This is a genomic window from Pseudomonas sp. HLS-6 TE3448, from assembly GCF_053629555.1.
The window spans coordinates 881,751-893,756 of record NZ_JBRJIO010000001.1 but is presented as its reverse complement, the minus strand read 5'-3'; the positions used below and the strand labels follow the sequence as shown (position 1 = coordinate 893,756).

The following is a 12,006-nucleotide window of genomic DNA, read 5'->3' as shown; positions in this document are numbered from 1 at the left end:
CTACAACTCGATGCTCATGCCGTCGAAGGCGACTTCGACACCGCGGCGGTTCAGTTCAGCGCGTTCGGCCGAGTCTTCATCCAGGATCGGGTTGGTATTGTTGATGTGGATAAGCACCTTGCGCTGCGTCGGCAGGTGTTCCAGCACTTCAAGCATGCCACCTGGGCCGTTCTGGGCCAGGTGGCCCATTTCGCGGCCTGTACGGGTGCCGACACCACGTCGCTGCATCTCATCATCGTCCCATAGGGTTCCGTCGACCAGCAGGCAATCGGCGCTGGCCATCTTCTCCATCAGCCCGTCATCGACTTGTCCAAGGCCTGGGGCATAGAACAAGGTACCGCCAGTGCGCAGGTCTTCGACCATCAGCCCGAGGTTGTCACCTGGGTGTGGGTCGAAGCGGTGTGGCGAGTAAGGCGGTGCGGCGCTGCGCAGCGGGAACGGGCTGAAGCGCAGGTTAGGGCAGGCGTCGATAACGAAGCTGCCTTCCAGTTCGATACGGTTCCAGACCAGCCCACCGTTCCAGTGGCTGAGCATATTGAACAGCGGAAAGCCGGTGCTCAGGTCCTGATGGACCATGTCGGTACACCAGACCTGATGGGGGCAGCCTTCGCGCAGGCTGAGCAGGCCCGTGGTGTGATCAATCTGGCTGTCGAGCAGGACGATCGCGTTGATGCCCGTGTCGCGCAGTGCCCGGGCCGGCTGCATCGGGGTAAAGCTTTGCAGTTGGGCGCGGATGTCTGGCGAAGCATTGCAGAGTACCCAGTGGACGCCGTCATCGGACAAGGCAATCGACGACTGGGTTCGCGCCGTGGCGCGCAGGGTGCCATCGCGAAAGCCCTTGCAGTTGTCACAGTTGCAGTTCCACTGGGGGAAACCGCCACCGGCGGCGGAACCGAGAATCTGGATGTACATGGCCACTCCTGCCGCGTCTGAAAATGAAAACGCCCCGGCTGACCGAGGCGTTGTACTGACAGCAAACTCAGCGGTTTGCGAAGTACATGGTCACTTCAAAGCCGATACGCAGATCAGTGTATGCAGGTTTGGTCCACATGGGATTACTCCTTCCGGATAGGTCTGGGGGTTGGTGGCTACTTATTTAGTCCACCCTCGCAATGAAGGGGATTCGGTGGCCAAGATTGCGCTATCTTACTAAAAAATACGGAGCTGAAAGGTTAAATCTTAGATAAATGCCGTTACCGCGGGCGTAAAAATCAGCATGCATCCTGCCAGGCGGCGGACGGCGCTGGGCCGTTGGCCAAGCATAGCCAACCCTGGTTAACCCGGCGCACCGCCTCGGCGGCGGCTTCGAGTGTTGCCAGGTCTACAGCCCTGATGCGTGCCTGCAACGGCTTCAGTGTCTGCTGGGGATGCCCGGCCAGCTGCGCTTGCCAGGCCCACTCGGCCACATCGTTGTTACTCATGCTCGGTTCAGCGAACTGCGCCGCCAGGGCCTGACGTTGTGCTTCCAGCTCGCTGGCGTGAGTGTTGAGCCAGACTCCTAGCCCATCAATGAAGGTGTTGATGTGCATGAGGACTTGCCTATGGCTGACCGACGGTGACTGCACGCCGAACAGCAGGCCAGCATGGCCTTGAACCTGACGGAAGGCACTGAACACGGCATAACCCAATTGCAGCTCGACCCGCAGACGCTGGTAGAAAGGCCCCTGGATCAGGTGTGCCAGCAGGCGTCCTGCAGCCTCATCGGCCACCGGGCAGAACAACAACAGGGCTTGCTCTGCGCTGTCATCGGTCGAGTGGTACCACTGCCTGCCGCGAATGAGGCGCGGCGTGGTGTGGCTGCCAGCACTGCCGGGAATCGCCAGTGGTTGCCGTTCGGTTGCCGCAAAGCCGGTGGCTAGCCCTTGCCAGCGTGCGCTGCTCCACACGGCCTGAAGCTCTGCGTCGGTGGCTGTTTGCACTTGCGGGGTTGTGTTCCCTCCCCCCAGAACAACCTCCGGCAATTGCCGGAGCAGTTGGCGGATGGGTATCAGTGTCGGTTCCCGGGCTGGGGTCGTGGCCGTCTGCCAGGTACTCGCTGGAGGGCTGCGCAGCACCGCCAGGGCTTGCGTGACAACAGCATTGACGGCACTGGGTGCGCCAGCGCAGCGCAACTGCCAGTAGTGTGCGCAGGCGCTGAATTCCAGTTCTACACAGGCTTGTGCCGCGCGTTCGATGAGCCTTTGCAGGGCACCGTTGAGCCGTGCGTAGAGGTTATCGTGGCCGCGTGAGTCGAGTTGCCAGCGCAGGTACAGGATGCCGGTCTGGCGTGTGCTTGGCAGGGCAGGGTTGTAGGCCATGTGGGGGGTGCCCGACGACGCCTGAGTGGCGGCATCAGCGTTCACCAGGAATGGGTTGGGCTCGGGCAACTGCCAGGGCATGACGGTTTCGAGACGCGGGCATGTGCGAGCCAGTAGCGGGTTGAGCAGGGCGCTCAGCGCTGCACTGTCCGGTGTCCCGGGTGGGTTGCCCGTGCTGTCTTGACGTGCCAGTTGCAGGGCGCCAGCACGCCCTTGCTGGCAGGCCATGAGCCGGGCGTATTCCTCCGCCAGGGGCGTCCGGTCGGCGCTGTTGAAAAAAGCCAGCCAATCAAAAAACAGCCGTTCAACGTCACTGCGATGCTGCTCATCCGTCAGGGTGAACTGCACATGCAGCAGGGCCTGCTGCGCATACTGATACAGCGTTTTGAAACTGAGGCCCGTTATCCAGCCTTTTTCGCGCAACAGTGCGAGCAGGCCGCCGGGTTGGCTGTCCGTTAGCCACGTGCTGAGGAATGCGATTGCATCCTCGCTACCGGTAGGCAAGCGTTCACAGGCGAACAACAGGTTCAGCAGGCCTGCCGGTTGGGCCGGTGCGCTGCACAGTTGCAGAGGTGTGACGGGTGCCTGGGCTGTCTTCAGCCCGGGATTGAAGGCCTGGCTACAGGCTTCGGCCATTGCCAACAACTCGGTCAGTGGTTGTGGCCCGGCCAAACTCAGGGTTATTTGCCCTGCCTGGTAGTAGCGTTTGTGGAAGTCCTGCAGTGCCCGTTGAAAGGCGGCCTGCTGTACACCCAGGCTGTAGCGGTTACCGGCATGGAAGGCCCGCAGCGGATGGCCTGCCGATACGCACTGAAGCAGGGTGAATTGTGCCTGCGAGGCGTGGTCGCGGGACCAGGCAATGAACTCGGCGTGCAGCACTTCGCGTTCGCGCAACTGCGCGGCGTGGTCGTCCAGGCGGGGCTGGGCAAGCATGTCGCACAGCCGCTCTAGGGCACCGCTGAATGCCACGACCGGGACTTCGAAAAAAAACTCAGTGGCCCGTTCCCGCGTGCTTGCATTGACCTGGCCACCGTGGCGTTGCACGTAGCGCATCAGGCCTTCTTCAGCCGGGAAGCGGCTGTTGCCGAGAAAAAACAGGTGTTCAAGGAAGTGCGCCAGCCCCGGCCATGCCGTTGGAGCATCGTGGCTACCGGCAGCGACATGCACTGCGGCGGCGCAGCGCTTCAGGTGTGGCGCATGGCGCAGTGTGAGCTGCAGGCCGTTGGCCAAGGTATGGTGTGCAAACGTGGCAGGCATGACGGCTCCAGCAAAACGCGAACCGTCATGCTAGCGGATAACTCAGCCTTTGCGCGGGTCGCCGTACAGCTCGGGGCGCAGGTCGTGCAGATAGGGGGTGTTGGCCCGGCCCTGTACGACCTGTTGGCGATCCAGATCACTGGCCAGCAAGCAGGCCTCGCGTCCAGCCATGGCCAGGATGCTGCCATCCGGGCCGACGATACTGCTTTGCCCACAGTACTGGATCGCGTCCTCGGCACCGCAGTAGTTGGCGTAAACCAGATAACACTGGTTTTCGTAGGCGCGGGCGCGCACGGTGACCTGGGCGACAAAGTCGTAGGGCACCATGTTCGCGGTTGGCACCAGTATCAGTTCGGCGCCGGCCAGGGCCAGACGTCGGGCGTTCTCCGGGAACTCGATGTCGTAGCAGATCAACAGGCCAAGCTTCCAGCCGTTGAGCTGGACCACCGGGAAGTGGTCCGGGCCCGGGCTGAACATCGCCCGGTCAAGGCCGCCGAACAGGTGCGTCTTGCGGTAGTTGCACAGGCTGCTGCCGTGGGCGTCGATCAGCTGTACTGCGTTGTACAGCCGACCATCATCGGCCCGCTCAGGGTAGCCATAGGCGATGGCGATGCGGTTGCTTTGGGCGATCTCCACCACGGCCATGGCCGAGGGGCCGTCCTCGGCCTCGGCCAGCCGTGCTACAGCGTCGGCGCCGATGTTATAGCCCGTCAGGAACATCTCCGGGCACACCAGCAGTTCGGCGCCCCGGGCAGCAGCGGCCTGCGCTTGCTGATGCAAGCGCTCCAGGTTGCCGGGCACGTCCACTGGTAGCGGCGCACCCTGATACACGGCGATACGCATGGCGGTTCTCTCGTCAGTCGGCCAGGGCAATTGGGCCAATTTCATTGAACACGTCGCCTGGGCCTGGGTTGTCCGGATGGGTGTGGCCACCGAAGTGGGTCATGATACCCCACACCGCATTGAGCGACGTTTGTACCGCCCCTTCTACCCAGGCGGGGGTCCAGGAGACGTCATCACCGGCGATGAACATGCCGCGCTGCTCGGCTGGCATGTCCTGCTGCATGAAGTGCGCGTACATCCGCTGGTTGTAGCGGTAGTGGCCGGGCAGAGCGCCTTTGAACGCACCCAGGAAGTGCGGGTCGGCTTCCCAGGAAACCGTAATCGGATCGCCGATGATGTGCCCGGCGATGTCCACTTTCGGGTAGATCTTCTTCAGCGCATCCAGTGCCAGTTTCACCCGTTTTTCCACGGGTTGAGGCAGCATTTTCAGGGCATCGCTCATCCACGAATAGGACAGGCAGATCACCCCCGGCTTGTCGTCGCCGTTGTCGAACAGGTAGGTGCCACGGGTGAGGCGGTCGGTCAGGGTCATGCTCATCAGGTCGCGACCGGTTTCCGGGTCCTTGTCCTTCCAGAAGGGGCGGTCGACCATGACGAAGGTCTTCGACGACTGCATGTAGCGGGTGCGGTCCAGGGCCATCCACATCTTCTGCGAGAACAGCGACTCCTCGCATTCAATCTGCGTAGTCAGCAACCAGCTCTGGCAGGTGGTCAGCACTGCGGCGTAGTGACGGGTATCTCCCCAGTTGTCAGTCACCGCCAGGCGACCGTCGCTGGCCCGGGCAATACGTTTGACGCCCGGCCGCGGCGCGCCTCGGTGCAGTGAGCTCAGGCTGGTACCTGCGGGCCAGTGGGCACAGCGCTCAGGGACATGGCGCCAGATGCCTTGCGGCACCTGCTCGACGCCGCCGACGATCAAGTGCTGGTGATCGTCGCAGTTGGTCATTACCACGCGGAAGATTTCCAGCATCGAGTTGGGGAAGTCCGAGTCCCAGCCGCCCGTGCCGAAACCCACCTGACCAAAGACTTCTCGGTGCAGGAAGCTGAGCTTGGCGAACGACTTGGAAGTCGCAACGAAATCGTAAAAGGTGCGGTCGTCCCAGAGCGGCACCAGCGTGTTCCACAGCTCTTTGAGGCGCGGAACATCACGGTCACGGATAGCTTGCTGGATATCCCCAAAGCGTGCGCCGCTTTCCAGGGCGTCGGCCCAGGCATCGGCCACTTCCTGGAACAGCTTGGGCAAATCGGAGAGTTTTTCAGCGTAATGGGTCTGGCCTTCCAGATCGATCACGGTGCTGCCAGAAGCTGGGGTCAGCGGGTTGGGGAAGGGCTTGGTCTCAAGGCCGAGCTTGTCCACATAGTGATAGAACGCCGTGGAGGACACTGGGAAACGCATTCCCCCCAGTTCTGCAATGATCCCGTCAGTGCCTTCAAAGGCTTGCGAGCGCAGGCGGCCGCCCATCCTCGAGGCTTCGTAAACGACAGGTTTCAGGCCCAGTTTCATCAACTCGTACGCGGCCACCAGGCCGGCGATCCCGGCACCGACAATCGCTACTTCCTCACCCTGTCGCTCGGCCGGGATGCTGCCGAGGCCTGCGGGGTGTTCGATCCAGTCGTCAAAGGCGAAAGGGAAGTCCGGGCCGAAAATAGTGACGGGTTTTTTTCCATCGGCGGGGTGGCGATTGTTCTTGTTCATGATTGACCTTGCCAGGGCTGCGCGGAGTGCGGAGCTTGAGTATAGGAAACTGCCTGGCGGTCATTTTAGAGGGGGTGGATTTCGTTATTAAGATGCAGAGTGTCGTCGTTATGATCTTATTTATGTCATTTAGACGGCGATACGCTACAAAGTGACGATCTGTGTGGGCGCCGGCGTGGCTCATGCCATGCCGGCCGAGGCGGTCAAATCGGCTGCCCGCGATCCACCTTGCTGCTGAGGATGATCGAGGTGGTGGTTTTCTCCACACCTTCGACGTTGCCGATTTGATCGAGCAACTGGTCCAGTTGCTCCGGTGAGTCGCTGCGCAGCCAGGCCACATAGTCAAACTCGCCACTCACCGCACATAACTGCTGGATCTGGCCCATGGCACTGAGCCGCCGCACCACATCCTTGCCGGAGCGTGGCTGCACGGTAATCCCGACATACGCCTGCAAGCCGCCATCAATCACTCGCTGCCCGAGGCGAACACCGTAGCCAGTGATTACCTTGGTTTTCTCAAGGCGAGCCAGCCGTGAGGTGACGGTAGTACGAGCGATGCCCAACTGCCGGGCCAGCGTGGCCACGCCTTCACGGGCGTTGATCTGCAACAGGGCGATGAGTTGACGGTCGATTTCGTCGAGGGCTGCAGCGCGTGTTTCAGGCATGGGGTATCTCGGATACAGGCCCTGGGTCAGGGCTATTGGGCCGGTTGATCTGATAGCGGGTGCTACGACCTCCGCCGGGTAAGCGGATGATGCAGCCTTTCTCAAGGAGGTCGCTCAGATGTCGTGTAGCGGTGGCTTTGGAAACCTTGGCTACGGCCTGGTATTGGGCCGCGCTGATGCCGTTCTCGAAGCCGCTTTCGCCGCCATCGAGCAGGCGGTTGAGTACTTTGATTTGTTCGGCTGACAGGGCATGGCTGCGGTGTATCTGCCAGAAGCGAGCCTTGTTGAGCACTCGGTCGATCCGGGCAAGAGCTTGCTCCAGGCTTCTGAGCAGTGTGCTGAGGAACCACAGCAGCCAAGCGGTGATATCCAGGGTGCCTTTCTGACTCGCTTCAAGGATCTGGTAATAGCCGCTGCGGTCATCGAGGATACTTGCCGACATGGCGTAGAAACGGATGGCCTGCAACTCGCCTTGGGCCAACGCCAGATCGGTGAGTGCGCGGGTAAGGCGACCGTTTCCGTCATCAAAGGGGTGCAGGGTGACGAACCAGAAATGGGCAATGCCTGCGCGTAGCAATGGATCAAGAGTGGCATCGCTGCGGCTACTCTCGAACCAGGCCAAGAAGTTGGCCATTTGCGTTTCCAGCCCGGCACGTGGAGGGGCTTCGAAATGTACGATGGGACGATCGAGACGGCCGGAAACAACCTGCATGGGCTCTTCGCCGCGTAACGTGCCGACGTGCACTGGGCGGGCTGACAGGCTGTCGTCGTTAGAGAACAGCCAGCAGTGCCATGTATACAACCGTTGTAGGTCAAGCGGTTGCTGATGTGCTCGTGTGGCATCGAGCAGCAACTCTGCCAGGCCTTCGGAGCGCGCCGTGGTGCGACCTTCTTCGCTCAGCCCCAAGCGACGCGCCAGGGAGGAGCGTACCGAGCCAACATTTAATTGTTCACCTTCGATTGCTGATGAGGTGACGATGTTCTGCAGCAGAGCATCCAGGTTGCTCTGCGCTTCGGCATCACCTCCTACAGCACCGAGTATGCCGAGCAAGCGCCCCTGCGCTTTAACGCAGGCGCGCAGCAACGGGGCAAGCGGTTCAGCTTGCCAGTTGAAGTGCGGCCAGTCGGGCTGCTGCCAGATCCAGAAGGGTTCGTGCATGGGGTTGCTCGTTGGTGAGCCGAATACTGAGCTTATTCGGCTCATGTTGTGAGCCGATTGTGTCGGCTATTCGGCTCACTGTCCAATACCGAGGCCGGGCTGTTGGTGGGCAGGCGTGACGTGAGCTTTTTAGGGCAGATACGAAAAAGCCGCGCAGTGCGCGGCTTTGAACGTGGTGGGCCCAGCAGGACTCGAACCTGCGACCAAGGGATTATGAGTCCCCTGCTCTAACCAACTGAGCTATAGGCCCTCAGTGGTCGCGGATTATAACGAGGGTTTCCAGGCTGTGCCATCCGAAAGATCTGAAACTGCTATACGAAGAAAGGTCGCGGCAAACTCTTCGGGTGGTAATGGCAAGCTGACGATGTAGCCTTGGATCTGTTCGCAGCCCTCGGCCGCGAGGAAGCGTTGTTGGGCAAGGTTCTCTACGCCCTCGGCAATGATGGTCAGTTGCATGCTGCGGCCCAGGGCGATAATGGCGCGGGCAATCGCTGCGTCATGCGGGTCGTCCGGTAGGCCGCGGATGAATGACTGATCGATCTTGAGGATGTCCAGCGGCAGGCGCTTGAGGTAACTGAGCGATGAGTAGCCGGTGCCGAAGTCGTCGATAGCCAACTGTACGCCCAGGCGTTTGAGTTGGTGCAGAATCGCCAGGGCCTCTTCGGCCTGGCTCATGATGAAGTTCTCAGTGATCTCCAACTGCAGGTCGCCCGCGCTGAGGTGGTAGGTATTGAGCAACTGTTCAATACGTTTGACCAGGCTGGGCTGACGTAACTGGGCCCCCGCCAGGTTGATCGACAGTGGGCCGAAGGCGAGGTAGGTCTCTTTCCATTGCTGCATTTGTCGGCAGGCATGTTCCAGCACCCAGTCGCCCAGTTGCAGAATCATGCCGTTCTCTTCTGCCAACGCAATGAAGTGTTCGGGCGGAACATCACCAAAGGTGGGGTTGCTCCAGCGAATCAGGGCTTCGGCACCAATCAGGCTTTGGGTTTTCAGGCTGAACTTAGGCTGGTAGTACAGGCTCAGTTCGTCGCGTTCAATGGCTCGGCGCAGTTCATGCTCCAGGGCGACGCGCGCGCTGGCCTGTGCGGTCAGGTCGCGTGTGTAGGATTCGACGCGGTTGCGGCCCTTGGCTTTGGAACGGTACATCGCGGCGTCGGCGTTTCGGATAAGTGATGCAACGTCACTGCCGTCCTGTGGATAAAGGCTGGTACCGATGCTGGCGCTGGTGAAGAACTCATGTTCGCCCGCCTGGAAAGGTGCACTGAAGCAATTCAGTAGCTTGGCGGCGATGTGTTCGGCGTCGCTGGGTTGGTGCAGGCCGGGAAGCAGGATGATGAACTCGTCACCGCCCAGGCGGGCGACGGTGTCGATATCCCGCACTTGCTCCTTCAGGCGATGGGCGATGCCTTTGAGCAGCAGGTCGCCGACCGGGTGACCAAGGCTGTCGTTGATGTGCTTGAAGCGGTCCAGGTCGAGAAACAGCACCGCGCCCTGAGCCTTGGAGGTTTGTGTGCAGCTCAGGGCAGCCTGTAGCCGGCTTTCAAACAGGGTACGGTTGGGCAGGCCGGTCAGTGGATCATGGTGCGCCTGATAGTCGAGCTTGGCCTGGGCATGTTTGATGCTGGAGATGTCGGCGAATACTGCCACGAAGTGGGTGATTTCCCGGCCGCTATTACGCACGGCACTGATGGTCAGCCAGCCTGGGTACACTTCGCCGTTCTTGCGGCGGTTCTGAATTTCGCCTTGCCAGTGGCCTTCGGCGGTCAGTTGGTGCCACATGGCCGCGTAGAAGGCGCTGTCGTGCTGGCCAGAAGCGAGCAGGCGCGGTGTCTGGCCTAGTGCCTCGAACTCGCTGTAGCCGGTGATCTCGCTGAAAGCACGGTTGACCGCACTGATACGCTGCTCGGTGTCGGTGATCAGCACGCCCTCGGCCGTATTCTCGAAGACAGTGGCCGCCAGTTGCAGTTTTTCCTGCATCAGGTGGCGCTCGGTAATATCGCGCGCGATGGTCAGCATGCACTCTTCGCCGGCGATGGGCAGTGGCCGCGCCGAAAGTTCACACAGGCGAATCTGCCCGTCGCTGCGGCGAATATGGCAGGTGTAGTCGCGCACGAAGCCGTCCCTTTCCAGCAGTTCCAGCAGGCGTTTGCGTTCATTGAGGTCAACCCAGATGCCCAGGTCAATCGATGTGCGGTCCAGCGTCATGCTCAGGTCATAGCCTGTCAGGCGGCAGAACCCTTCGTTGACTTCAATCAGCCTGCCGTCTCGCTGGCGCGACAGAAGAAGCCCGTCGGGTGAGGCATGGAAAGCCTTGGCGAACTTCTCTTCGGATGTTTGCAGCTGATCCTGGGCTTCCTTGAGTTGGCTGATGTCGCGTACGGCCACCACCAAAGCAGGCGTGCTATCCAGCTGGAAGGCCTCGACCGAGGTCAGCCCGGTAAACACCTGGCCATTGCGACGTTTGAACAGCATCTCAAGGTTGCGCACCTTTCCGGCCTGCAGGCGCCGCAGTAATTTGGGGCCTATGCCTTCGATGCCCCAGATGTTCAACTCGGTGGCGGTCTTGCCGATGACGTGTGCCGGGCTCAGGCCAAGCTGCTCCTCGAAGGCTTCGTTGACTTCAAGCAGGCAGCCGTCGCTGAGGCGGGCGATCACCAGGATGTCTGGGCATTGCTGGAACACAGAGGCGAATTTTTGCTCAGAAAGGCGTAAGGCCAGTTCGGTATTCTTGGCTTCACTGATGTCTATCATCAAGCCGCGCATGACCGGCTTGTGCCCGTGTTCGATCAGGCTGACGATGTCGCGCACCCACAGGCTACGCCCGTCGGCAGTGATCACCCGGTAGTCGAGGCTGTGATCGCGTCCTGCAGCGGTTTCGCTGTCACAATAGGCCTGTGCCCAAAGCGCGTCGTCGGGGTGCAGGATGCTGTTCCAGAAGCCGGGCTTGAGCCAGTCGCTGAGTGGATAGCCCAGCAGGTTTTCTGCATGAGGCGAGACGTAGCTGTAGGTGAAATCTTCGGTGTCGGCTTCCCAGGCGATGGCCGAAAGGCTCTCGATCAAGCCGCGGTAGTGGTATTCGCTGCTACGCAACTCCTGTTCAAGGGCGATGCGTCTGGAAATCTCGGAGCTGAGTCGGCGGTTGCTCCAGATGACCACCGCCAGGATGGTGAGCAGCACCAGGATCCCTGGCAAGCCATACATCAGCAGGTCGTACCAGCCTGTGCGGCGATCCAACACCTTGCCGACCCAGCGCTCCTGGATATTGCTGATCTCGCCAGGGCTCATGTCGGCCAGGACTTTGTCGAGGATTGCGACGAGTATTTTATCCTCGCGTGGCACGGCCATTGCCAACTGGTAGCGATAGGGGGTTTCCCCGCTGACATACAAGCCTTCAAGCTTCTGCTGGCGCAGGCTCCAGATACTTGATGCCAGGTCGCCGACCACCGCATCGACCTGGTCTGTCGCCAGGGCTTGCAAGGTCGAGCTGACGTTGGGCAGGGCGACCAGATTGAGGTCGGGGTGATGGGTGCGTAACAGTTCGTGGGGGGCGTAGTTCTCAACCACGGCGACTTTCAGGCCATAGAGGTCTTTCAGGTCGTGGGGTTGCGCGCCGCCCTGATGGGCAAGAATGACAATCGGAAAATCCAGGTAGGGGCGCGTAAAGGACAGGTAGCTTTGTCGTTCAGGCGTCGACATGATGCCTGGCAACAGATCCAGTTTGCCGTTTCGAGCCTCCTCCAGTACTGCAGTCCAACTGATCGGTTCGATCGGTTTGAATGCGACCCCCAGGCGATCCTCGAGCAAGGTGATGTAGTCGGCGGCCAGTCCCTGGTAGCGACCCTCCTGGTCCCGGTATTCAAAGGGTGGCCAGGAAGCATCGACGCCTAGACGCAGTTGCGGGTGCGCACTGAGCCAGGCTTGTTCTTCGTCTGTCAGGGTCAAGGCGCCGGCCGTTGCACTCCAGAGAAGCTGGAGCAGCAACAGGATGGCCGGCAATCTGAGCATAGCGGCCTCGTCACACAGGTAGTCTGATTCGAGTGTAGACGGCGCTTTTGCCTAGAGGATAGTGGCGAAAGTCTTAAATGC

General features: G+C 60.8%; 8 protein-coding genes and 1 tRNA gene. All 9 read right to left on the bottom strand.

The genetic code is table 11. The features are described from left to right. A complete protein-coding gene (gene pqqB, locus AB7M23_RS04265) occupies positions 1 to 912 on the bottom strand; it encodes a pyrroloquinoline quinone biosynthesis protein PqqB (protein ID WP_099776009.1) in 912 nt (303 codons plus the stop codon). Between the two features lie 67 nt (positions 913 to 979). Further along, positions 980 to 1,051, bottom strand: a complete 72-nt coding sequence (gene pqqA / locus AB7M23_RS04260) for a pyrroloquinoline quinone precursor peptide PqqA (protein WP_003243383.1) — start codon at positions 1,049 to 1,051, stop codon at positions 980 to 982. 160 nt (positions 1,052 to 1,211) lie between these two features. After that, positions 1,212 to 3,554 carry a pyrroloquinoline quinone biosynthesis protein PqqF gene (pqqF, locus tag AB7M23_RS04255; protein WP_454240260.1) on the bottom strand — a complete coding sequence of 781 codons (2,343 nt, stop codon included), beginning with the start codon at positions 3,552 to 3,554 and terminating at the stop codon, positions 1,212 to 1,214. A 42-nt stretch (positions 3,555 to 3,596) separates the two neighbouring features. After that, positions 3,597 to 4,397 carry a carbon-nitrogen hydrolase family protein gene (locus AB7M23_RS04250; RefSeq protein ID WP_454240259.1) on the bottom strand — a complete coding sequence of 267 codons (801 nt, stop codon included), beginning with the start codon at positions 4,395 to 4,397 and terminating at the stop codon, positions 3,597 to 3,599. Between the two features lie 13 nt (positions 4,398 to 4,410). Further along, the gene (locus tag AB7M23_RS04245) at positions 4,411 to 6,093 is read right to left on the bottom strand and encodes a flavin monoamine oxidase family protein (protein ID WP_065759048.1); all 1,683 of its coding nucleotides are present in this window, start codon (positions 6,091 to 6,093) and stop codon (positions 4,411 to 4,413) included. Between the two features lie 203 nt (positions 6,094 to 6,296). After that, complete coding sequence (locus tag AB7M23_RS04240) at positions 6,297 to 6,758, bottom strand: Lrp/AsnC family transcriptional regulator (protein WP_099776001.1); 462 nt, start codon at positions 6,756 to 6,758, stop codon at positions 6,297 to 6,299. Further along, complete coding sequence (locus tag AB7M23_RS04235) at positions 6,751 to 7,917, bottom strand: Fic family protein (protein ID WP_454240258.1); 1,167 nt, start codon at positions 7,915 to 7,917, stop codon at positions 6,751 to 6,753. Before AB7M23_RS04235 ends, AB7M23_RS04240 begins: the two co-directional genes overlap by 8 nt. A 173-nt stretch (positions 7,918 to 8,090) precedes the next feature. Beyond that, a tRNA-Ile gene (locus tag AB7M23_RS04230) sits at positions 8,091 to 8,167 on the bottom strand. Between the two features lie 14 nt (positions 8,168 to 8,181). Beyond that, positions 8,182 to 11,925: an EAL domain-containing protein gene (locus AB7M23_RS04225; RefSeq protein ID WP_330522824.1), complete on the bottom strand. Its 3,744-nt coding sequence runs from the start codon at positions 11,923 to 11,925 to the stop codon at positions 8,182 to 8,184. Positions 11,926 to 12,006 lie beyond the last annotated feature (81 nt).